Origin of the sequence: Variovorax sp. YR566, assembly GCF_051992195.1 — a bacterium.
In the GTDB taxonomy this organism is placed as follows: domain Bacteria; phylum Pseudomonadota; class Gammaproteobacteria; order Burkholderiales; family Burkholderiaceae_C; genus Variovorax.
The window spans coordinates 234,570-255,500 of sequence record NZ_CP197093.1 but is presented as its reverse complement, the minus strand read 5'-3'; the positions used below and the strand labels follow the sequence as shown (position 1 = coordinate 255,500).

At 62.1% G+C, this 20,931-nt stretch carries 20 protein-coding genes and 1 pseudogene; 11 read left to right on the top strand and 10 right to left on the bottom strand.

Annotation, left to right across the window (positions count from 1 at the left end):
• Positions 1 to 101: 101 nt before the first annotated feature.
• Positions 102 to 1,121 carry an IS110 family transposase gene (locus ACTG4X_RS35270; RefSeq protein WP_440533397.1) on the bottom strand — a complete coding sequence of 340 codons (1,020 nt, stop codon included), beginning with the start codon at positions 1,119 to 1,121 and terminating at the stop codon, positions 102 to 104.
• A 177-nt stretch (positions 1,122 to 1,298) separates the two neighbouring features.
• Between ACTG4X_RS35270 and ACTG4X_RS35265 the strand changes: the two genes are divergently transcribed.
• The 7 genes from ACTG4X_RS35265 (at position 1,299) to ACTG4X_RS35235 (ending at position 8,523) form a co-directional block, all read left to right on the top strand.
• Positions 1,299 to 2,285 (top strand): IS5 family transposase, encoded by a 987-nt coding sequence (locus tag ACTG4X_RS35265; protein WP_440534470.1) that lies wholly within the window; start codon positions 1,299 to 1,301, stop codon positions 2,283 to 2,285.
• A 64-nt stretch (positions 2,286 to 2,349) separates the two neighbouring features.
• Complete coding sequence (locus ACTG4X_RS35260; RefSeq protein WP_440533506.1) at positions 2,350 to 3,786, top strand: IS1182 family transposase; 1,437 nt, start codon at positions 2,350 to 2,352, stop codon at positions 3,784 to 3,786.
• Positions 3,787 to 4,130: 344 nt separating this feature from the next.
• Positions 4,131 to 5,150 carry an IS110 family transposase gene (locus tag ACTG4X_RS35255; protein WP_440533397.1) on the top strand — a complete coding sequence of 340 codons (1,020 nt, stop codon included), beginning with the start codon at positions 4,131 to 4,133 and terminating at the stop codon, positions 5,148 to 5,150.
• Positions 5,151 to 5,498: 348 nt separating this feature from the next.
• The gene (locus ACTG4X_RS35250; protein ID WP_257015129.1) at positions 5,499 to 5,726 is read left to right on the top strand and encodes a nucleotidyl transferase AbiEii/AbiGii toxin family protein; all 228 of its coding nucleotides are present in this window, start codon (positions 5,499 to 5,501) and stop codon (positions 5,724 to 5,726) included.
• Positions 5,727 to 5,949: 223 nt separating this feature from the next.
• A complete protein-coding gene (locus tag ACTG4X_RS35245; RefSeq protein WP_097201063.1) occupies positions 5,950 to 6,606 on the top strand; it encodes a hypothetical protein in 657 nt (218 codons plus the stop codon).
• 58 nt (positions 6,607 to 6,664) lie between these two features.
• A complete protein-coding gene (locus ACTG4X_RS35240; RefSeq protein ID WP_097201062.1) occupies positions 6,665 to 7,045 on the top strand; it encodes a hypothetical protein in 381 nt (126 codons plus the stop codon).
• Between the two features lie 431 nt (positions 7,046 to 7,476).
• Positions 7,477 to 8,523: a hypothetical protein gene (locus tag ACTG4X_RS35235; RefSeq protein ID WP_143696846.1), complete on the top strand. Its 1,047-nt coding sequence runs from the start codon at positions 7,477 to 7,479 to the stop codon at positions 8,521 to 8,523.
• 69 nt (positions 8,524 to 8,592) lie between these two features.
• Here ACTG4X_RS35235 and ACTG4X_RS35230 read toward each other — a convergent pair whose 3' ends face one another.
• The 3 genes from ACTG4X_RS35230 to ACTG4X_RS35220 form a co-directional block, all read right to left on the bottom strand.
• Positions 8,593 to 9,804, bottom strand: a complete 1,212-nt coding sequence (locus tag ACTG4X_RS35230) for a hypothetical protein (protein WP_440534469.1) — start codon at positions 9,802 to 9,804, stop codon at positions 8,593 to 8,595.
• A 286-nt stretch (positions 9,805 to 10,090) separates the two neighbouring features.
• Complete coding sequence (locus ACTG4X_RS35225; RefSeq protein WP_440534468.1) at positions 10,091 to 11,110, bottom strand: patatin-like phospholipase family protein; 1,020 nt, start codon at positions 11,108 to 11,110, stop codon at positions 10,091 to 10,093.
• A gap of 263 nt (positions 11,111 to 11,373) precedes the next feature.
• Entirely contained in the window at positions 11,374 to 11,895 is a 522-nt protein-coding gene (locus ACTG4X_RS35220; protein WP_440534683.1) for a helix-turn-helix domain-containing protein, read from the bottom strand.
• Between the two features lie 108 nt (positions 11,896 to 12,003).
• Here ACTG4X_RS35220 and ACTG4X_RS35215 point away from each other — a divergent pair, with 108 nt between their 5' ends.
• The 3 genes from ACTG4X_RS35215 (at position 12,004) to ACTG4X_RS35205 (ending at position 13,549) form a co-directional block, all read left to right on the top strand.
• The gene (locus ACTG4X_RS35215) at positions 12,004 to 12,381 is read left to right on the top strand and encodes a helix-turn-helix domain-containing protein (protein WP_306455277.1); all 378 of its coding nucleotides are present in this window, start codon (positions 12,004 to 12,006) and stop codon (positions 12,379 to 12,381) included.
• Between the two features lie 430 nt (positions 12,382 to 12,811).
• Complete coding sequence (locus ACTG4X_RS35210; RefSeq protein WP_440534467.1) at positions 12,812 to 13,321, top strand: DUF1993 domain-containing protein; 510 nt, start codon at positions 12,812 to 12,814, stop codon at positions 13,319 to 13,321.
• 54 nt (positions 13,322 to 13,375) lie between these two features.
• Positions 13,376 to 13,549 (top strand): hypothetical protein, encoded by a 174-nt coding sequence (locus tag ACTG4X_RS35205; RefSeq protein ID WP_440534466.1) that lies wholly within the window; start codon positions 13,376 to 13,378, stop codon positions 13,547 to 13,549.
• 57 nt (positions 13,550 to 13,606) lie between these two features.
• On the opposite strand, the pseudogene ACTG4X_RS35200 reads toward ACTG4X_RS35205, so the two are convergent.
• Positions 13,607 to 13,975 (bottom strand): annotated as a pseudogene (locus tag ACTG4X_RS35200) (hypothetical protein); the annotation flags it as partial.
• On the opposite strand from ACTG4X_RS35200, the gene ACTG4X_RS35195 reads away from it, so the two are divergent.
• On the top strand, positions 13,959 to 14,600 hold the full coding sequence (locus tag ACTG4X_RS35195; RefSeq protein ID WP_440534465.1) for a hypothetical protein: 642 nt from the start codon (positions 13,959 to 13,961) through the stop codon (positions 14,598 to 14,600). The pseudogene ACTG4X_RS35200 and the gene ACTG4X_RS35195 sit on opposite strands and share 17 nt — an antisense overlap.
• Before the next feature lie 35 nt (positions 14,601 to 14,635).
• Here the strand turns inward: ACTG4X_RS35195 and ACTG4X_RS35190 are convergent, their stop codons facing one another.
• The 5 genes from ACTG4X_RS35190 to ACTG4X_RS35170 all read right to left on the bottom strand — a co-directional run bounded on the left by ACTG4X_RS35190 (position 14,636) and on the right by ACTG4X_RS35170 (position 20,929).
• On the bottom strand, positions 14,636 to 15,613 hold the full coding sequence (locus ACTG4X_RS35190) for a TraB/GumN family protein (RefSeq protein ID WP_440534464.1): 978 nt from the start codon (positions 15,611 to 15,613) through the stop codon (positions 14,636 to 14,638).
• A gap of 628 nt (positions 15,614 to 16,241) precedes the next feature.
• Positions 16,242 to 17,192 carry a substrate-binding domain-containing protein gene (locus tag ACTG4X_RS35185; RefSeq protein ID WP_440534463.1) on the bottom strand — a complete coding sequence of 317 codons (951 nt, stop codon included), beginning with the start codon at positions 17,190 to 17,192 and terminating at the stop codon, positions 16,242 to 16,244.
• A gap of 113 nt (positions 17,193 to 17,305) precedes the next feature.
• On the bottom strand, positions 17,306 to 18,196 hold the full coding sequence (locus ACTG4X_RS35180) for an ABC transporter substrate-binding protein (RefSeq protein ID WP_440534682.1): 891 nt from the start codon (positions 18,194 to 18,196) through the stop codon (positions 17,306 to 17,308).
• Between the two features lie 136 nt (positions 18,197 to 18,332).
• Positions 18,333 to 19,349 (bottom strand): ABC transporter permease subunit, encoded by a 1,017-nt coding sequence (locus ACTG4X_RS35175; RefSeq protein ID WP_440534462.1) that lies wholly within the window; start codon positions 19,347 to 19,349, stop codon positions 18,333 to 18,335.
• A 44-nt stretch (positions 19,350 to 19,393) separates the two neighbouring features.
• Complete coding sequence (locus ACTG4X_RS35170) at positions 19,394 to 20,929, bottom strand: sugar ABC transporter ATP-binding protein (protein ID WP_440534461.1); 1,536 nt, start codon at positions 20,927 to 20,929, stop codon at positions 19,394 to 19,396.
• Positions 20,930 to 20,931: the final 2 nt, after the last annotated feature.

The window sequence follows — 20,931 nt, the reverse complement described above, 5'->3', positions numbered from 1 at the left end:
AGGCTCAACTTCCCTACCGGAGTGCTCCCGTCCCGGTCCGACCTGTCTGGCCCATCACACTGTGGCGTCGCTCGCTCTCCTAAACTGTGTCAGTCAATCGGTTACGCGGCTTGCCATGATGCGGCTCGCCATTCCTGTCCACGAGCGAGTACGGCCCAGATCGTTCGAGCGATCTTGTTGGCCACTGCAGCGACCACAACGCTGTAGGGCCTTCGCTTGAGCAGCGCAGCAAGCCACGGCCATGTGGTTGCTCGATCCGACCGGACGATCGCTCGGGCTCCGTGCATCAACAGAGTTCGCAAGTAGATGTCGCCTCGCTTGCTTATTCCAAGCTGCCGCACATGCCCGCCCGTGCCGGTTTGCCGCGGCACCAGACCGATCCAGGCAGCGAACTCCCGACCATCTTTGAACGCCGTTGGCGAGCCCATGCTGGAGACGACCGCCGTGGCCGTCATGAGCCCGACGCCGGGAATCTCGGCCACTGCCTTGCAGGCACTACTCTGGCGAAGCTGCTGCGCGAGGCGACGCTCGATTGCTCCGATGTCGGCCTGCAGTTGCCCGATGCGCCGCACTTGTTCATGCAGGCTGTCGATCAGTATCGAAGGCAATCGTTGTTGCGCCTGCTCTAACGCTGTCGGCAACTCCTTCATCAACGCCTGATGACCTTCGGGCAACACGATTCCGAACTCATAGAGAAGCCCGCGCAGCTCATTGGTCTGCATGATGCGTATCTTCATCAACTGCGCTCGCACACGGTGCAGCGCCAGAACCACTTGCTGCGCCTCGCTCTTGAGAGCGACGAAGCGAGCGCCAGGCTGGCGAGCGGCCGTCCAGATCGCCTGCGCATCAGCGGCATCGGTCTTGTTCCGTTGCACGAACGGTCGCACCATCTTCGGCGGCAACAGTCGGGCCTCGTGTCCGAGCTTTACCAACTCGCGACCCCATTCGTGCGCGCCGCCACACGCCTCCATTGCAATTAGTGCGGGTTGCCTGGCGGCGAACCACTCGAGCATCTGCGAGCGCTTCAGCTTCAACCGCTCGATGCTGCCGGTGTCGGCATCGACCCAGTGCAGCTGGAACACCTTCTTGGCGATATCGATTGCAATGACGTTAAGCTCCATGATGGATCCTCCGATCAGTGGTTGAACGCAACCTCCACTCTGGCACAACGATGCCGCTGCGGAGGACCCACCTCCTCGCGGCGCTCGCTGGTCAGCCAAAGAGGGAGGCGCCCATGCCATCTGATCAAGAGCACGTTTCTTGCATGAGGGGCTGAACCCTGCAAAGGAGCAAGAGCGATGAGCCAGATCAGTTTTGCGGATGCCGAGCAAGCGGGCAAGAGGAAGAAGACGAGGCGCGAAGTCTTCCTTGGCGAGATGGAACTGGTGGTGCCGTGGAAGGCGCTGCTCAAGGTCATCGAACCCCACTACCCAGTGGCAGGCCGAGGCCGTCGACCCTACCCGTTGCAAGCCATGCTGCGCGTGCACCTGATGCAGAACTGGTTCGCCCTGAGCGACCCGGCGATGGAAGAAGCCTTGTACGAGATCGCCTCGCTGCGCACGTTCGCCGGACTTGGTCTGGAGGCGATCCCCGATGAGACGACCATCCTGAACTTCCGCCACCTGCTGGAAGCCAGCGATCTGGCCGAAGACATCTTCAAGCAGGTCAACGCCCACCTGACCAGGAAGGGGCTGCTGCTGAAGAGAGGTTCCATCGTCGACGCCACGATCATCTCGGCGCCCAGTTCCACCAAGAACGAGAGCGGCGAGCGAGACCCTGAGATGCACCAGACGAAGAAGGGAAACCAATGGCACTTTGGGATGAAGGCGCACATCGGTGTGGATGCGGACTCGGGGCTGGTTCACACGGTGACGACCACTGCGGCCAACGAGGCCGACGTGGAACAGGTGGGCGACCTGCTTCACGGCAAAGAGGACGCGGTATGGGCGGACTCGGGCTACCGGGGAGCGCAGAGCCGTGTGAAGCGGGGTGTGCAATGGCACATCGCGGGCCGACCCAGCGACATGGCGAAGATGCCAGAGGGCCGCGCCAAGGCCAGGGCACGCAAGTTGGAGTATCAGAAGGCGAGCATCCGGGCGAAGGTGGAGCACCCGTTCCGGGTGATCAAGCGGCAGTTCGGGCTCGTGAAGGTGAGGTTCAAGGGACTGGCCAAGAACACGGCGCATGTGATCACGCTGTTTGCGCTGTCGAACCTGTGGATGGCCCGCAGAAAGCTGATTGCGATGATGGAGCAGGTGCGTCCGCAAACAGTCGAGGCTGTGTGAAAACGCATTGAATCCGTGAATACCGTCGCCTAGATTGAGACAACGCCACGAACTGGGTTGCCACATGAAGCGATTCATCGAGCCAGGGGATCGAAGCCAGACCACGCTGCTGCCAGAGTGCCTTGACGACTACATCTCAGAAGAGAACCCCATCCGCGTAGTCGATGTCTTTGTCGATGAACTCAAGCTCTATCAGCTCGGCTTTGAAGGCGCGGAACCTGCGGCCACCGGGCGGCCGTCGTATCACCCCTCAGTGCTGTTGAAGATCTACATCTACGGCTATCTGAACCAAGTGCAATCCAGTCGACGCCTGGAGCGTGAGGCACAGCGCAATGTGGAGTTGATGTGGCTGACCGGGCGCCTGGCCCCTGATTTCAAGACTATCGCGGACTTCCGCAGAGATCATGGTGACGCTATTCGTCTGGTGTGCCGAGAGTTCGTTCTTTTGTGCCGCCGGCTCAAGCTATTTGCCGACGGCGTCATCGCCGTGGACGGAAGCAAGTTCAAGGGCGTCAACAACCGCGACAAGAACTTCAACGAGCACAAGCTCCAGGTGCGGATGCAGCAGCTCGAGCAGAGCATCGGCCGATACCTTGCCGAACTTGATCGAGCTGACCGAGATCCAGCGATGGTTCTCCCCGAGCGTGTTGCGCGCCTCCAGGAAAAGGTAGCCAAGATCAAAGGACAGATGCGTGAAATCTCTGCCATCGAGCGGCAGCTTCAGTCCACGCAAGAGCGACAGATCTCGCTGACCGATCCGGATGCCCGCTCGATGGCGACCACCCGACTTGGCTCAGCAGTCGTAGGCTACAACGTCCAGGCCGCGGTCGATGCAAAACACCACATGATCGTCGCCCATGAGGTGACCAACGCAGTAACCGATCGAGGCCAACTGGCCGCCATCTCCAAGGCGGCTCAAGAGGCCATCGAACACCCCAAACCAATCGTGCTGGCGGATCGAGGCTACTTCGAAGGCTACGGGATTCTGGAGTGCGAACGTGCGGGCATTGCGACACTTGTCCCGAAGCCCTTGACGTCGAACAGCAAGTTCGAGGGCAGATTCGACAAGCGAGACTTCGTCTATGACAAGCGACGGGATGTGTACCGGTGTCCGGCGGGCGAGATCGCAATCTACCGCTTCACCGCCATTGAGGACGGCAAGGCGTTGCGCAAGTACTGGACATCAAACTGTGGCGGCTGTCACTTGAAGCCGCAGTGCACCCCGGCGCCAGCCAGGCGCATCAGTCGATGGGAGTACGAGGAGGTCCTGGAAAAGGTCCAGGCACGTCTAGATGCTGCGCCCGAGGCCTCAAAGTTCAGGCAACGAACGATCGAACACGTGTTCGGCACCCTGAAAGCGTGGATGGGGGCCACGCACTTCCTGACGAAGACCTTGCCGAACGTGAAAACCGAGATGAATCTGCAGGTTCTGGCCTACAACCTCAAGCGAGCAATCAAGATCCTCGGCGCAAGTACCCTGATTGCAGAGATGAAGTCGTAGGAGCCGACTCGCGTCTTGTCGAGACGGCCGAGAATTCCGGTAGGAACTGAGTCCGCCGGTCCAACGGATCTTGCGCGCCCCTTCAATGCAGCTGTTTCCACACAGCCTCAGTCTGAGGGCGCTGGATGAGGGGCAGGTCTTGTCGCTTCGAGGCATCCGGCGATGCGGTTCATCACCATGCACACCATCGGCCCTCAGCGCACGCCAATTTGTGACCTGCTCAGATGGCATGGGCGCCTCCCTCTTTGGCTGACCAGCGAGCGCCGCGAGGAGGTGGGTCCTCCGCAGCGGCATCGTTGTGCCAGAGTGGAGGTTGCGTTCAACCACTGATCGGAGGATCCATCATGGAGCTTAACGTCATTGCAATCGATATCGCCAAGAAGGTGTTCCAGCTGCACTGGGTCGATGCCGACACCGGCAGCATCGAGCGGTTGAAGCTGAAGCGCTCGCAGATGCTCGAGTGGTTCGCCGCCAGGCAACCCGCACTAATTGCAATGGAGGCGTGTGGCGGCGCGCACGAATGGGGTCGCGAGTTGGTAAAGCTCGGACACGAGGCCCGACTGTTGCCGCCGAAGATGGTGCGACCGTTCGTGCAACGGAACAAGACCGATGCCGCTGATGCGCAGGCGATCTGGACGGCCGCTCGCCAGCCTGGCGCTCGCTTCGTCGCTCTCAAGAGCGAGGCGCAGCAAGTGGTTCTGGCGCTGCACCGTGTGCGAGCGCAGTTGATGAAGATACGCATCATGCAGACCAATGAGCTGCGCGGGCTTCTCTATGAGTTCGGAATCGTGTTGCCCGAAGGTCATCAGGCGTTGATGAAGGAGTTGCCGACAGCGTTAGAGCAGGCGCAACAACGATTGCCTTCGATACTGATCGACAGCCTGCATGAACAAGTGCGGCGCATCGGGCAACTGCAGGCCGACATCGGAGCAATCGAGCGTCGCCTCGCGCAGCAGCTTCGCCAGAGTAGTGCCTGCAAGGCAGTGGCCGAGATTCCCGGCGTCGGGCTCATGACGGCCACGGCGGTCGTCTCCAGCATGGGCTCGCCAACGGCGTTCAAAGATGGTCGGGAGTTCGCTGCCTGGATCGGTCTGGTGCCGCGGCAAACCGGCACGGGCGGGCATGTGCGGCAGCTTGGAATAAGCAAGCGAGGCGACATCTACTTGCGAACTCTGTTGATGCACGGAGCCCGAGCGATCGTCCGGTCGGATCGAGCAACCACATGGCCGTGGCTTGCTGCGCTGCTCAAGCGAAGGCCCTACAGCGTTGTGGTCGCTGCAGTGGCCAACAAGATCGCTCGAACGATCTGGGCCGTACTCGCTCGTGGACAGGAATGGCGAGCCGCATCATGGCAAGCCGCGTAACCGATTGACTGACACAGTTTAGGAGAGCGAGCGACGCCACAGTGTGATGGGCCAGACAGGTCGGACCGGGACGGGAGCACTCCGGTAGGGAAGTTGAGCCTTGAGCTCGATGTTCAGATGGGAGTCTCGTCAGCGAATGCCATCAGGGCCAGCAGGCTTGCCAGCCTGCAGAACAGGCCGGATATAAGACTGCAGCCCAGCCTCCAGCCCCATCACGCATCAACGTCCTTGCGATCCGGGAGGCGCCCATATAAGACCTTCCCTAGCGAAAACATACAGTGACATCAGGGGCGGCGCACCACGGTGGGTGGCTGTCTCCAAAGGCGGCGAAAGACTGGATCTCAAAGCATGAAACAGGAATACATTGATACCGTTCGCCTGTTGATCGACATCGCCCCGACGATATTCAGTTCGTCGCGGTTTGCCATGAAAGGCGGCACGACGCTCAACCTGTTTGTACAGGATATGCCCCGCCTGTCGGTCGATATCGATGTGGTCTTTACCGATCACCCTGCCGTGCGAGGACGCCTTGCGTGCCATCGAGGCCGACCTCAAGGAGGCTGCCGCAACGCTTAAGGCAAGAGGCTATGACGTCGTTGTGCCGCGCAAGCCGAGCGGCGAGGATGTGAAGCTCTTCATCCGCAGCGATAACGCTGAGGTCACCGGCCCTCAATCGTTTATGGGATGACGTTCGCTACCAAGCGGCCTACCATGCGCCATCTTCTGGATCACCTGACGGGTGACTCCGCGCAGATGGTTCCGCGTCGCCCAGTGCCTTTCGCCGAGGAGGGTTTCTTTCATGCCAACAGCGCCAAAGCGTGAAGAGATTGACCATCGCACGACCAAGCTCATCGTCGGAGTCGTGGCGCTCAGCCTTGCGGGTCTGACCAGTGCATTCGCAAAAGACGCCATCGACTCAATCAGCGCGTCGTACTACCAGGGCGGATGGTCTCAGGCCGTATTCATCGGCTTTCTGTTCGCCATCGCGGCATTTCTGCTGTCGTACAACGGACTCAGTCTGTCGGAGATGGTGCTCAGCAAGGTGGCGGCGATTGCGGCCTTGGGCGTCGCTCTCTTTCCATGCGAATGCAAGCCACACGCTGCGCTCGTGCCTTATGTGCACGGCTTGTCTGCAGCGGTGATGTTCCTGACCCTCACGTATTTCTGCCATGCGTTCTATCGACGCGCGCGGGCGAAGGGCTACCCGCAGGCCAATGTCCGTGCCGCCATCTATGCCGCGTGTGGCATCACGATTGCACTCTCCATCGCAGTACTTGCTCTGGATCATTTTCTGGCCGGCGCGTTTTCCCGCTCAGTACCGAGACTGGTGTTCTATGGAGAAGCCGTCGGCTTGATCGCATTCGGGATATCTTGGCTGACGGCCAGCCGCACCCTCCCATTGATCACGCGAAGGGACGAGCGCTTCTCTCCGATGAAAGCAGCAAATCCGAGCTAGTCGCCTTTGGCGTTCTATGCCACTCCTGCACGATCACTTGCGAACTCAAGGAGACTTTATGGAAACCATCGTCCTCGAAGCGGTTCAATGGTCTCGGTTGCCCAACATTGAAGAGGCCGATCCCCTGGGTGATGCCGACTACGCGGTGTTGCGCGAGATGGGGGAGGTACTGAAGCGTCATGGCAAGACAGCACGGTTCGGCGTTTGCCTTCTGCATCGACACTTCCACCTTGCCGCAGGCGAGGAGTTGATGGAAGAGACCGATGCCCACGCCCGCATATCGGTTTTGCGCGTGCAGCCCGCGCAACCGGGTCGAGAGGACTCGATCGAGACCATGTGGCGCTTTGGGGATGCGGCTACAGCGATCACCAAATGCGTTGTGCGATGTCTCAAGACGGGAACAAGTCACCCTCGGGGACACATTAGAGAAGGGGCCTGATCTGCCGGACGTCACGGGCCCGAACTGGCCATGCCGAAATGCGGCTGCGGGGCGCGGCCCCGTCTCTCCCGCTCCGAATGGGGGCGCGCGGGTGGCCGCAGGCCTGGGGCGCAAATGGAAAAATTGCCGGGTATCGCCCGGCGGTCTCGCGCAGTAAAGCCCGATCAGGCGACTTTCGGTGCCTTGTCTTCGTGGGTCTGTGCCATGGGCGTGAAGCGCATGGCGCCAACAGTTCCTGCCCCACAGACTGCCTTCGCAAGGCGCTGTGGCCTTGGGCTGCACTGACGAGATGTTTGGGAAGGGACACGATGCCGCAGACCACCTGTCCATACTGCGCAAGATACATCCAGGTCGAGGACGTGAGGACCGACGCCCCCAGCGCGTGCCCGTACTGTCGAAGGGGCCTCAGGCTCTACAAGTGCTTCTCCTGCATGAAGGTCTCGGCTCTGCCGGTGCCTGCGCCAATTCGCAATGCATGCCCACGCTGCAACACGATCGTGCGAAGCAATGCTCCGCTTGTTCTGCCGAGGCGAAAACGCATCGTGATCGAAATCTTCGAGAGCCCTGGCACCGGCAATGTCGTCAATGCAAAGAACATCTGGAATGCACTGCGCCACAGATACACGGTGCATGTCCAGGTCTCCGGAAACCACGACGTTGTGGCAAAGATCTTCAGCGAAGGCTATGTGGCCGCAGAAGTGGGCGGGGACTACGATCTTCTGATCGTCCCTGGCATCGAGATACGGCTTCGCCACTTCAACTCGCAACTGCGCAAGGTGCCTGCGCTGGTCATGAACTTGCCTCCGCCCTTTTGCAAGCATCTCTTCGTCGGCCCGTTTCTTCGCAGGAATCAGGTGGAGACCAGTTTGCTGCTCGACCATGCGCTACCTTTCCAGCCACACACAGAGAACTGGAAACAGATCGAAAAGGCGCAGGACTACAAGGGATTGAAGGCAAGATACTTTCCGACGGTGGACAAGTCCGCCGTCTTCTTTCTTGTCACCTACATAGGACTGGCCCCCAAGAAGACGGATGCCTTCAAGAATTGTGAAGAGTGCATCATCATTCTGAACTTTGGCACCCACGCATTGGAGGTCACGGAAGGCAAGAACGTGGTCAGCCACAAGTGCGACCGATTGCCAATGGTCGAGTTCGAGAAATGCCTGCTTCAATGCACCACGATCTTCCCCATCATCACGGATGGCGGCAACACCGTTGGCACCATTCAGAGCCTGGAACTGCCGTACTACGACGTCTCCATGAAGCGTGTCATGGAGTGCCCAACGGTTGCATTCCTGAATGACGGTTTTCTCTGCAATATGGATTTGTTCAGGAAACTCGGCAGTCGAGAGAAGAACAAGAGCGAGTTCCAGATTGTCGAGCTTCGTACTCAGGCCTACTACGATACAAATAGACCCGTGCGGCAGCTGGGCCGTGGCGCTGCAGTCCTGTTTCTTGTGGGCCAGGCATTCAAGTGATCACGCCGCTGCAGGTGCAGCAAGGCCAACATCGTGCCGCTTCGTGCTCGCTGAGCGACGCCGACAATCTCACAGGCTCGGCCTTGGACGCCCCCCCGTGTACTGCCGCTCTGGCAGCCGGCTGTCTTTCATGTCGTTTCTCCGTACCTTTGAAATTTTCAACTTCTTGCCGGACGTGAAATCGAGACAGGGTCCGCTCTTTGCCAGGTGATCGAGCACATGCACAAGGCGGGCGAACTGCGGATTTGTCATCAGCTTTCGTCGCTGAGCCTCCGTCCACCGACGGCGCCAATGGACAGACGCCAGCTCAATGAAGTCCATGCCCCACCTTTGTTGTCCACGCGCAGCCTGGTGGGCCAGTCGCCGCAGCTTGCGCGTCATCATCGTGGCGATCTCATCGACCAATCCGTCGTTGTCGCCGTCGGGGTCGTCGAGCGACCACAGGGCACCGTGCTTGTACCAACGGCTGAGATTCTCCAGGCACGAGGCAGGTGTGCAGTAAAAGCTGCCTATGCCGATGTAAGGCTCCAGCGTCACCACGCGGTGCGAGAGGCGACCTGGCAGGAACAGGGTCTCGCCGGGACCGACGGTCCACCATCTGGCGCTCTTGAGCGAGCTGAAGGTGTCGAGGTCGAAGTGCGCGCTCTTGTTGATCACGTCGCGCGAGCAGTCCTGCAGGCCGGCCCTTTGCCCCTCGAAGGTCTCCCATGCGAACCACAGCTTCTTGCCGACGAAACAGTGGTTGCTGCCGTCTGGATCGTCCGAATGTGAATCGGTGACGTTTCCGCGCGAACTGATCACCAGCGTCATCATTTCCTGCCTGCGCATGGTTTCGGAACCCAGCGGCAGCAGGTTGAATGCAGACAATCGATCGGTGTCGATCAGACGCTCCAGCCTCGTGCCGCGCACGTGCAGATCGGTGATGCTCACGATGTGACGACTACTCTGCCAGCGACGCAGCAGTTCGGAGATAGCAAGCCGACGCCGTGCGTGACGAGGCCCCACTTGGGCGCTGGCCGATTCGCCTTGCTTGAACGTACCCGCGAACGCACGCAGCAATGCAGTCTGCAAACCGAGCTCGCCCGCGCGTGCGACCGGCACCTCGATGTCGTTCCCCACGAAGGGGTGTCCTTGTGCGATGGCCGCGAACAGATCTTCACGCCTCGCGCTTCTTGCACCGATGCGTTTGCGCGCCAAGGTTCCCAGCACGGTGGCCTTGGCTCGCAATGCGGGGTCGAAGTCCGCGGCCGCAGCAAGTACCTCGATGTCCGGATCTGCCATGCTATTTCTCCTTCGATGCTTCGTCTCGCGTTGCCCAGTTGGAACTACGTACCCGTGCCCTCCGCGAGCAACGTCGCCGCAGCGCGCGACGCTTGCATTTGTGCCTTTGCCTCTTTTTGTTGGACGACTGGATGCCCGCCTCCCGTGCTCCCACATCCATCGATCACCCCGAGCCGCCGACAGGATTCGCCGGCCTTCAGCCTGTCGCTGGAGACGCTGAAGCACCGCGCCGCCCGGCTCATCGAGTCCCGCCGGATCCATCGCCACCCGACGTCGCCCGCCTCGCTCAAGTCCAGTTCTGCTGGACCCAGCTGCGCACCGACGCCCACTCGGGCGAGCTCTCGATGTATTTCTGCGTCGCGCTCACCAGCTCGCCCACGTTCTTGTAGTCGTCCAGGCCGAACGGTTGGGCCAGCGGCACGTTGCCGCGCATGTAGTTATTGCCGAGCAGCTGGCCGGCCTGGGTCGCCGCCAACTCCGCGGTGGCATCCATGGTGAGGTTGAGCAGCGCAGTAGCCGGCACCACGCCGTCGCTGAACGGCCACAGCCAATGCGTGACGCCCCAGTCCAGCGGATTGGAAACGGAACTGGGCGGCACACCCACCGGATTGACGCCGGTGCCCAGCGACAGCATCACGATGTCCGACGGAGCGGTGGCGTAGCCCTGGTAGATCGCTTCCACGATCGCCGTCATCGAGGGGTTGTTGGCGAAGGTGCCGCCGTCGGCGAAGTAGCCGAAGTCCCCCATCTGGTACGGAGGGAAGTACGTTGGCGCGGCCGAGGTGGCCAGCGCGGCGTCCACCATGCTGATGCCGCGATAGGCGTTGCTCTGGCCGTTGGAGATGGTGCACGGCGCCCAGCTGTTCTGGTTCGCATCCCACAGCCGCGCGGAGTTGACAGCCACGAAGCGGCTCGCCGAGGACAGCGCACCGCCGCTGCCCACCAGTTGCTGGGCGACTGATTGCAAGCCGGTGTTGACGTACTGGCACTTGAAGATGCCCGGACCGCTGCCCAGCAGGTCTTCTGTCGACTGCGCCGGTGCCCGGTCCTGCTGCTTGGCTTGCGCGTCCAGCAGCCAGCCGTTGGGCTTGAAGATGGTGGAGCCATCGTTCTGGTAGACGCTGACGATCTTGTCGATGCTCACTTTGTTCACCAGGCCCAGCGAGATCAGGCCACCGGTGGAAGTGCCGGCGAAACCGTTCGCGCCTGCGACGATGCCGAAACTCCTGTCCAGATCCTGGATCAGCATCGCCGTGATGACGCCGCGGATACCGCCGCCGTCGCAGCAGAGAATCTTGAAAGACATGGCTACGCTCCTTGCTTGAGTGGATGGACGGCAAGTGCGCCCCCGTCACCCGCCTGACAGTGAGTTCGGATGTCAACACGTGGGGTGGCAGACCAAAGGCCACGCGCGCAGACGATCGTCTTGCCCATTCACGCCCTGACGGAGACCCGAACGCCTGAGCACTGTGGCGCCTCTTGATGCGCCGGTCCATTTCGTCCCATTACAGACCCGGACCGGTCCCGTCCGCCCGACGCGCCCCGCGCAGCAAAAACAGAGCGGCCCGCCTACTCGCGCAGCGTGAACACCACCGACAGGTAGGAGACCGGCTGGGCCTGAATCGCCTCGATCCCGTGCAGCGCCGTCGCATCGAACAGCAGCGAGTCCCCTGCCCTCACCTCGACCACCTTGGCGCCGTAGCGGTAGCGGACCTCCCCGGAGAGGAAATACAGGAACTTCAGACCCGGATGCTGGAAGGTGACATAGGGATCGGCGCCTGGCAGCAGTGTGACCAGGTAGGGCTCGACGAACAGGTTGCCCGACAGCAGGTGGCCCAGCAACTCGTAGCGGTAGTCCGCCACGGCGCCGATGCGGTCGACAAGAACGCCACGGCCAGCCCGCACATGGCAGAAATCCGTGCGACGCGCCTGGTCGCTGAAGAAGCGCGAGACAGGCACATGCAGGCCCTGCGCGAGGCGCTCCAGGGTCTCCACCGAAGGCGAGACCAGACCGCGCTCGATGCGCGAGAGCATCGATGAAGAAATCCCCGAGACCAAGGCCAACTGACCGGCAGACACCCCTGCCGCCATGCGAAGCGCCCTGACCTGCGCACCGATGCGCGCCGCGGACAGGCTGCGCACGACGGGCGCGGGCTGCCGCGGCCGGACGCGCGTGATCGACGCCGGCAGCTTCGGCGAGTGCCCAGTCGGAAACGGAGACGGAAGCCGGACATTTCGCATGAACACAGCGCCCTCGCAGAAGCAGTAAGTACGTCTGCCGATTGTGACTCAAACACGGCTGACTTAAAAGCAGCTTTCTCGAAGACTTCCCCTGTGACTAGTTCTAGGAATTCTTCGAAGCAACCCGAAGCCTCGGCAAGGGAAGTGCTTGCGTTGAATTTGATCCGCCAGCGCGGATTGAGGGGATGGTCGCAGGAGGCCTTGGCGTTCGAGGCGGGACTGCATCGGACCTTCGTCGCTCACGTTGAACGTCAAGCTCGCAACATTTCACTCGACAATCTTGAGCGTCTCGCATTGGCATTGAAGCTCAGGCCGTATCAGCTTCTCGAAGAATAAATGCCGTCTCTTTTGCGAGGCGATCATCGAAATTCGCTTCATGTGAAGCGCGCACCAAGGCCCACTACGCCCACGGAGAATCTGCAAGCACCGCTCACTCCAGGCACGAACAGGTGAAAAGAGCGCACAAGCGCCCCCTGTGGCCGCACTCGGCCATCGAGACCACGCGGTTCGCTCCCACCACGGTAGCCCCCACAAGTCAAAGACAGCTAAGCAGCGATCGCGGTCTGTCGTGCGTCTGCAATTGACGTCCGCTTCTTGCCAGTGAACTGCCCTTCAACGCGGCTGCTCCGACTACCAGCGGGAAGAAAAGCTAGCCACAAAAGCCGGGGCGATTCAGCTCGCCCTGTGCTGTTAGCCTTACATGGTCGGCAGGGCCCCTGCCACGCCAACTCCGGCCATCGTGCCCAATTTTTGAAGTGAACTCACCATGACTAGCCCGCTGTACAACGCCTCCGTTCCCGTCATGCAGCAGATGCTGCGCGCCCTGTCCGACGTGCTCAAGAAGGCCGAAGACCAGGCGACGCAAAGAAATATCGATCCAAATGCGCTGCTGCAGGCGCGGCTGTTCCCTGACATGTTTCCGCTGGTACGTCAGGTACAGATCGCCGCAGACTTCTCCAAGGGCATTGCCTCCCGCCTGGCTGGTGCCGAGGTGCCGTCCTGGCCCGACACCGAGGTCAGCTTCGCCGACCTGCAAGCGTTGATCGCCAAAGCTTTGGCCCATATCGGCTCCTTCAAGCCTGAGCAATTTGATTCCAGCGAAAGCCGCGAGATCGTATTGCGCCCCGGCACCCCCAAGGAAAAGAAGCTGACCGCAAGCGCATATCTTTTGCACTATGGACTGCCGCAGTTTTTCTTCCACGCGACCACCACCTATGCCATCTTGCGTCACAACGGTATGGAGATCGGCAAGCGCGACTACATGGGTGCCTACTGACCCAAGACAGACAGGCGTTCGGCCACTCTGGCCACTGCCGCTCGAAGTGCAAACGTGCACGGCAACCCCAATGTGTTGACGCGCGACATCGGCACCTCATCACTGGCGCAGGGTTGCGTGGGGCAATTCACCACGGTGCAGGTCGAGCGCTACGATGTCGTGCTGCCACCGATTCGCGCCTTTGAGCCACCAATGACGGTCCTCCGAGGGGCCTTCATCACCCGATGAAGGCGCCTTGAAGGCGCCGCCCTAGAGCCTGGGCCTGCCGGCACTCGAACGCGGTGTTCAACGGCCAGCGTACGGCAGCGACGAGTGATGCACGACGATGCGCAGTTTGCCGGCACCGTCCTTCACGAAAGTCCAGGTCTTGTCGACCGTGGTGACCTTGCCGTCCGGGTCAGTGAACAGCACGTTACCCAGCGTGCTGGCCACGTCGCCGTGGATGAGTACGGCAGTGTTGGCAATCTCGCATTTAGTCCAGCCCTTCAGGGCGAAGCCGGTGTCGTTGGGAAAGGCGGGGTTGCCGCCCACGAAGTACGCCAGCGCGCCGTCGCGAGCGGTGCGGAAGGTCTGCGGCGATGTCGTGAGCGTCGGCTTGAACAGCACTGCGCCCAGTTGGTAGGCGTAAGCGCTGTCGATGACCTTCTCGGCCATGGGGCCCGTGATTGCCACATATCTCGGTGCAGATCGCTTCGCCGAGGTAAAGCCACTTCACTGGGTCGACAGCAAAGATGCGCCTGTTCGCCGTGTCTTCGCCTACGCACAACTCAAAGGCGGAGTTATTGCCCCGCGATGGGGGTATTCGTTCGATTTTGTGCCGCACCTCGTGGCGGGAAAAATGCAGTGGCATCGCACCGAGAAATCGGCAATCTTTGATGCGTTCATCGACGGACAATCCGCAGAACTCAACCTCTCGTACATGTGGGGTGAACAGGGCCTGCTTGAAGGCATGACACCCCGGCTTTCAAACGCCGTGCGACAAGCGCAGGACTTCTGGCAGTTGGGTAGGCAAGCGACTTCGGTATACGACCAGGTTGTCGCGCTGAGTAACCGCCCCGGGGCAGGCATGTACACACAGTTGCCGGTGGCAGCCGCGTTTTGCCATGCACTTTCAGGGCGCGAGGAAGATGCGCGTCGTGCGATGGCAGCTTATGTTGTCGGCTCGCCTAGCGTCCACGTCACCGCTCGGATCTCGATCGCGGGCCGGTGGCGAAGCGGCTGTTCGCCGATGCGGCCGTGGTCGCAATGCAGGCCGACTGGACGAACCCGAATCCCGTGATCGCTAGGCATCTGGCGATGCTTGGGGAAGTACGGTCACTGACGTTCCCCGAGTGGAATTCTGGCGACCTGAAAACCGCGCTCGGTGAGCAATGCGGGCACACCTTTATTTCCGACCATGTGCAGGGCGCCCACAGCGGCAAGAACATGCTTGCCTTCGGAGTGAAGGCGCTCGATGTTCTTGACCATTCCGGCATTTCGGCCGACGGTCATACGTTCGTGCCTGGCATGATCTTCAGGCGTATGAAGGCAGTCGCACCAATCTGCATAGTGCTCCAGTTTGTCCAAGTCGCCACGGGACCACGCGGTCGTTGTGGCAACCACAAGCGTGCGCCATCTATCTGATTCGATCTTGTCCAGCATCTCGTCGATCGTTTCGGACAACGTCTTACTGCTATCACGCCCTCCCGCATTCAGTTGGTCGGCAGCAGTTTCAAGGCCGACTAGCGGCATCTTGTTTTGCCGCGCATAGCCAGCGAGATAGACATCGACGCCGAACTCCGCATACAGGCCGTCGGTTTGCCTCTGCGTCAGACCCAACAGCAGGATCTGGCGGAACAAACTCATCGAATTCGTCTGCGCCTTCACATTCGCGGGAAGGCACGATTTCACCACCAGTCGTGCAATGCGTTCGCGCTGCGCTTTGCTGAATAGGTCCGCGCCAGCGTTGTCGGTTGAGAAGGGGACCAGGGCCTTGCGTAAACTTGGATCGGTTTCGAGGTCGATCTCAAGCGCAATGACATCGCTTTGCTGTAAGGCGGCTCGTACCTTGGGGCCCGGGCGCATCCATTCGGGCTTGGCGATGTGCGCGGTGCCATAGAGCCACGAAGTCCGGCCGTCCCTTTCAATGCGCCAGAGGAAGCCGTGATCCTCGGTCTGCGGCGGAGCCGATGCCCATCCGCCTTTGGGAACCAGAGACGCGGCGGATGGCGGGCAATCGCCCTTCGTCTGGCCATCCTGTTCCTCTTGCTTGCAGCCGCTTACAACGGCAAGCCCCAGGCTGCATGCAAGCATGACCATCCATTGCGGCCAATGGCGCAACAGTCCTGTGCCCACGTTACGAGAGCAAGAATGCCGGCTGCCCAAATGTTTACTCACGGATGGTGCGTCTCCCAACTGAAACCGACGGGCATGCGGCTCGTCTCATCGTGGATCGCTGCGCGTCTGGCGACCTCCTCGACGTGCGCATGATCGATCTGTGGATTGAAGGACGCAATGTTCTCGGACGGCGACCCGGAGAAAAAAGCAATCGTCGTGCATTAGTACACCAATTCGTTCCTGATACCGCCGATGGCGGGCCGCGAAGAGCCTGGTGCTGGTGATGCCGGATAGCCATGGTGACGCCGTGGCCGGCGACTCCAGCCGCGCGCGTTCCTCGATGGACCTCCGGTCCGTAGCCTCGCAAACGCGCAGCAATGACCCCATGCCCTGGCTCCCCTGGTGCCTGTAGCTGCGTGCGTGTGATCAGGCGAGAATTCCACCCGGTCACCTACACGGTGCCCTCGCACGGAGATCATCGTCGACCAAGATCTTCGAAATCCTCAACCAGGAATTCGCGACCGTCTGGGCACGGGGGTTGTTTCCGGGTCGATTCGCTGGCAGCCGCCCAAAGGCACGAACCTGGGCACACGCGTACACGTTGCTACCAGCCTTGGTATGCCTTGACGTTTTCGCGCGTCACGAGCACGGGCGTCAGCAGCACAAGGCTTTCGGCCGGCGCCTTGCCTTTCACCATGGCCAGCCCGAACTCGACGGCACGGCGGCCCATCATGGCCGGCGCCTGCGCGGCTGTTGCCGAGATCAGCGACCGGGCGTCGGCCAGGCGGCGTGCGACCTCCGGCGAGCCGTCGACGGCAGTGATGACCACGTCGTTTCTCCCTGTGGTTCGCGCGGCGACCTCGGCGCCGATGGCGGTCGGGTCGTTGATAGTGAACACGCCGGCCAGGCGGGGGAAGCTGGCGAGCAGCCTCGTCATCTGCTCGAGTCCGCCCTCCTTGCTAGCACCGCCGTCGAGCGCCTCCGACATCAGGCGCAGGGATGGAAAGCCGACAAGTGCCTCGCGGCATCCGCGCACGCGATCGACCACCGCGGAGTTCGGCGGGCCGTGGATGATGGCGATCTCTCCTACGCCCTTGAGTTCTCGCCCGAGATGTTCGCAGGCCATCCTCCCGGCGAGGATGTTGTTCGTCATGATGGTCAGGTCGGCCCCGCGCGCGGCGGCATCGAGTGCGACGACCTTGATGCCGGCCTCGTGGGCCGTGGCGATCTGCACGGCGATCCTGACCGGGTCGATCGGGGTGACGATGATCAGGCTCGCGCGCTGGCGGATCAGCGCATCGAACTGCTCGGCTTGGCGCGTGTGATCGAAGCCGCTCGACACCACGGTGAGCCGGGACGTCCGGGGCGCCCCGGTGCTCATGCCCGATTCCACGGCGCGCGCAATCTGCATGAAGAACGGATTGCGCAGGTCGCTGACGATCAGTCCCACATGCAGTCCCGGTGCGCTCTTTTTTTCATCGGCGCGGACCCCGCCGGCACCGGCGAAAAGAGCGGCGAGAAGCACCCCCGTGAGCAGTTTGCGAATCGTGACCATGCCGTGATGACTCCATTGCCTCGAAGCACGTCAGGCGACGCCGCGCGCGTCGCCCGGACCATGCACATGCAAGCCCGCAGGAGCGTAGCACGCGACCTGCGCGCGCAAGGCGCCTATCGGCGGGCGCCCCAACCCTGGTAGCTCTTGACGTTCTCGCGCGTGATGAGCTTGGGCTCGAGCAGCACGGCAGGGTTGGCAGGCTTCTGTCCGCCAATCAAGCCGGCCCCCACCTCCACGGCCTTCTGCGCCATGGCCCAGGGGTCCTGGCTCGCGGAGGCCTGGACCAGGGTGTCCGACTGGAGCGCCTGCTCGATGTCGGGCGCACCGTCCACCGAGGTGATCACGATGCCCTTGCGGCCCAGTTGCTTGGCCGCCAGGTCGGCGCCGACCGCCTGAGGGTCGTTGATGGCGAAGACGGCATCGACCTTGGGAAAGCGTGTCAGGTGCGCGAGCATGACGTTCAGGCCGCCTTCGCGGGAGGCCTTTCCGTCCTGGTCACTCGAAAGCACCTTGATGTCCTTGGCCTTGCCCAGGACGTTCTTGCAACCCGTGACCCGATCGGTCACCGCGGTGACGGGCGGGCCGTTCTGGATGATCACGTTGCCCTTGCCGCCCAGCGATTTCACGATGTATTCGCATGCGAGCTCGCCAGCGCGCACGTTGTCCGTGCTCACCACCGCATCCGCGCCATCGGCGCCCGCGTCCACGGCGACGACCGCGATGCCGGCTTTCTTCGCGCGCTCGATCGCAGGGGCGATGGCCTTCGGATCGACCGCATTGATGAGGATCAGGTCGACGCCCGCGGACACGAAGTTCTCGATCTGCGAGACCTGCTTGTTCAGGTCGTAGTCGGCGGAGGCCGCGGTGAAGCGGACCTTCGGGTTGATCTGCCGGGCCTTGGCTTCCGCGCCCTTCGAGATCGCGACGAAGAAGGGGTTGCCCAGCGAGCCGAGGGTGATGCCCACGCCGTTGAGCTCCCTGGCGTTGGCCACGCTGCTCAGCATGAAAGCTGCGGCAAACACCGCAGAGATCTTCGAGAGTCGATTCATTTCTTCATGTCTCCTGCCTGGCGTTGAAAGGGCTTCGCGGCGCGGCGCCAGGCCAACCTTGCCGCGCGATGTGCTGGGGCACGGTTGGAATTCAGGTGCGGATGCTGCTCGTCTGGCGGTAGCGGTCCAGCGCGACGGCGCCGATGATGACCATGCCCTTGACGATGTACTGCCAGATGTCGGACACACCCATGAGGATCAGGCCGTTCGTGAGCACCGCAATGATCAGGCAGCCGATCAGGGTTCCGACGATCGAGCCGGTGCCGCCCACGAAACTCGTGCCCCCGAGAATGACCGCCGCAATGGCATCGAGCTCGTAGGACTGGCCCAATTGGAGACCGTTGGCCGCATACAGCCGGGCCGACGACATGACGCCGCCCAGTCCCGACAGCAGGCCGGAGATGCCGTAGACCACGATGAGCACCGTGCCGACGTGGATGCCCGACAGGCGTGCGGCCTCCGGGTTGCCGCCCACCGCGTAGATGTTCAGGCCCAGCACCGTGCGGCGCAGCACGAACCAGGCGAGCGCCACCACGACCAGCGCGATGACCACGAGCCAAGAGATGCCGAACAGGGTCCCGTTGCCGATGAACGCGTAGGGCAGGTTGATGTTCATCACCGTCTGGTCGCCGGCCATCAGGCGCGCCAGTCCGCGCACGGCGGTCAGCGACCCGAGCGTGACGATGAACGGCGGCAGTTTCCACTTGGCGATCAGTACGCCATTGACGAGCCCGAACAGCAGGCCGCACAGCAGCGCCGCCGGAATGCTGAGCATCGCGAACTCCTGCGACAGCGAGAGGATCATCGCCACCACCGCCGACGCCGCCAGCACGGACCCCACGCCCAGGTCGATGCCGCCCGTGAGGATCACGAAGGTCATCCCCGTTGCGAGCACGATGTTGATCGCTGCCTGCTGCGCCACGATCGACGCGTTCTGCGAAGTGAAGAAGGATTCGGAGCCGAGCCCGAACAATACGCACAGGAGCAGCAGCACCGGCAGCATCCCGAGCCGGCGCAGGTGGCCTCCGTGCCAACGCCGCTTCGGCGCTCCGGCGGATACGGTGGCAGAGGCGGCGGAACCTTGGAAAGCAAGTTCGGAGGGTTTCATGATCTCGAGTGGCCAGGCGGCAGTTGTGTCTGTGGGTGAAGTGGCTATGCGACAACTGTCCCGGCTTCGGCGGTGGCGAGCGCGATGACCGCCTCCTGCGTGGCCGGCGTCGCGGTTCCGTGGCCGACCTCGCCGGCGATGCGCCCGTCGCGCATCACCAGAATCCGGTCGGCGATGCCGGTGATTTCCGGCAGGTCGCTGGAGATGACGATGACGGCCGCGCCGTGCTCGGCGAGGGCATCGATCGTTCGGTAGATCTCGGCCTTGGCGCCGATGTCCACGCCCCGCGTGGGTTCGTCCAGGATCAGCACGCGCGGCGACAGTTCGAGAAGCCGTGCCAGCAAGACCTTCTGCTGGTTGCCGCCCGAGAGACGACCGACGTTGACGTGCAGTCCTGCGGTGCGAATGCCCAGGGAGAGAACGGCGCGCCCGGCTCGAAACCGGCCCCGCGCCCGGTTCAGTATTCCGGGACCAAACGCATCGTGGCGGGCCGCGATGACGTTGATGTTTTCGAGAATGCTGGCATCGAGGAAAAGCCCCTGCCCTTTCCGGTCCTCGGTGAGGTAGACCAGGCCGGCGCGAATGGCCTTGTCCGGAGAGCCAGCACTGAGGCGAACGCCGCCGATCAGCACCTCGCCGCGCTCGGGGGATTCGGCGCCGAAGATCATGCGTGCCAGTTCGGTCCGCCCCGAACCCACGAGTCCGGCAATGCCGAGCACTTCGCCCTCATGCACCTGCAGCGAACAACCATGCACGCGGTGCCCGTCGGCCATGTCGCGGACCTCCAGGGCCATCGCCCCGCGGTCTGAGCGAACGTCCGCGCGCTTGTAGAGGGACGATGCATCGCGGCCCACCATCATGCGCACGAGTTGCTCGTGGGAGATGGCCTGGCGCTCCAGCGTCCCGATGTAGCGACCGTCCCGGAGCACGGACACGCGATCCGCCAGCTCGTAGATCTCCGCCATGCGATGCGAGATGTAGAGAATGGCCAATCCTTCGGCGCGAAGCTTTCGGATGAGGGCGAAGAGGCGAACGGTTTCCCTCTCGGAAAGCGGCGTCGTGGGCTCGTCCATGATCAGTACCCGCGCGTCGAACTGGAGCGCGCGGGCAATCTCGACGAGTTGCCGCTGCGCAATCGAAAGCCCGTCCACGACGGTGGTGGCCTTGAAGTCGGCGCCAAGCCGTTCGAGCAGGCCCGTGCAGGCTTGCTCCATGGCCTTGCGATCGATCTGACCGCGTCGCAGCAAAGGGCGGCCCAGGAAGACGTTCTCGGCCACGCTAAGGTTCGGCGAAAGGCTCAGCTCCTGGTAGATGACCGCGATGCCGAGCGCACGCGCCTTCTCCGGGGAGTCCACCGACACCGAGACGCCGTCGATTTCGAAGCGGCCACCGGGGTCGGCGGTGTAGGCGCCTGTCAGCGTCTTGATGAGCGTCGACTTTCCGGCGCCGTTCTCGCCCATCAGGGCAAGGATCTGGCCTGCATGCAATTCGATGCTCACGTCGAGGAGCGCGGGAATGCCCGCAAAACTCTTCGAGATGTTTCTGAGCCTGAGCAACGGATGTTCGGCAGACAGTGCCATGG

What these genes read in the sequence shown, in the direction of transcription:
- ACTG4X_RS35175 (WP_440534462.1), bottom strand. Translation starts at nt 19,349, where the DNA reads ATGAAACCCTCCGAACTTGCTTTCCAAGGTTCCGCCGCCTCTGCCACC.
- ACTG4X_RS35185 (WP_440534463.1), bottom strand. Translation starts at nt 17,192, where the DNA reads ATGGTCACGATTCGCAAACTGCTCACGGGGGTGCTTCTCGCCGCTCTT.
- ACTG4X_RS35170 (WP_440534461.1), bottom strand. Translation starts at nt 20,929, where the DNA reads ATGGCACTGTCTGCCGAACATCCGTTGCTCAGGCTCAGAAACATCTCG.
- ACTG4X_RS35265 (WP_440534470.1), top strand. Translation starts at nt 1,299, where the DNA reads ATGAGCCAGATCAGTTTTGCGGATGCCGAGCAAGCGGGCAAGAGGAAG.
- ACTG4X_RS35230 (WP_440534469.1), bottom strand. Translation starts at nt 9,804, where the DNA reads ATGGCAGATCCGGACATCGAGGTACTTGCTGCGGCCGCGGACTTCGAC.
- ACTG4X_RS35220 (WP_440534683.1), bottom strand. Translation starts at nt 11,895, where the DNA reads ATGGCGGCAGGGGTGTCTGCCGGTCAGTTGGCCTTGGTCTCGGGGATT.
- ACTG4X_RS35250 (WP_257015129.1), top strand. Translation starts at nt 5,499, where the DNA reads ATGAAACAGGAATACATTGATACCGTTCGCCTGTTGATCGACATCGCC.
- ACTG4X_RS35270 (WP_440533397.1), bottom strand. Translation starts at nt 1,121, where the DNA reads ATGGAGCTTAACGTCATTGCAATCGATATCGCCAAGAAGGTGTTCCAG.
- ACTG4X_RS35235 (WP_143696846.1), top strand. Translation starts at nt 7,477, where the DNA reads ATGAAGGTCTCGGCTCTGCCGGTGCCTGCGCCAATTCGCAATGCATGC.
- ACTG4X_RS35210 (WP_440534467.1), top strand. Translation starts at nt 12,812, where the DNA reads ATGACTAGCCCGCTGTACAACGCCTCCGTTCCCGTCATGCAGCAGATG.
- ACTG4X_RS35255 (WP_440533397.1), top strand. Translation starts at nt 4,131, where the DNA reads ATGGAGCTTAACGTCATTGCAATCGATATCGCCAAGAAGGTGTTCCAG.
- ACTG4X_RS35190 (WP_440534464.1), bottom strand. Translation starts at nt 15,613, where the DNA reads ATGCTTGCATGCAGCCTGGGGCTTGCCGTTGTAAGCGGCTGCAAGCAA.
- ACTG4X_RS35260 (WP_440533506.1), top strand. Translation starts at nt 2,350, where the DNA reads ATGAAGCGATTCATCGAGCCAGGGGATCGAAGCCAGACCACGCTGCTG.
- ACTG4X_RS35245 (WP_097201063.1), top strand. Translation starts at nt 5,950, where the DNA reads ATGCCAACAGCGCCAAAGCGTGAAGAGATTGACCATCGCACGACCAAG.
- ACTG4X_RS35240 (WP_097201062.1), top strand. Translation starts at nt 6,665, where the DNA reads ATGGAAACCATCGTCCTCGAAGCGGTTCAATGGTCTCGGTTGCCCAAC.
- ACTG4X_RS35180 (WP_440534682.1), bottom strand. Translation starts at nt 18,196, where the DNA reads ATGCTGAGCAGCGTGGCCAACGCCAGGGAGCTCAACGGCGTGGGCATC.
- ACTG4X_RS35195 (WP_440534465.1), top strand. Translation starts at nt 13,959, where the DNA reads ATGACCTTCTCGGCCATGGGGCCCGTGATTGCCACATATCTCGGTGCA.
- ACTG4X_RS35225 (WP_440534468.1), bottom strand. Translation starts at nt 11,110, where the DNA reads ATGTCTTTCAAGATTCTCTGCTGCGACGGCGGCGGTATCCGCGGCGTC.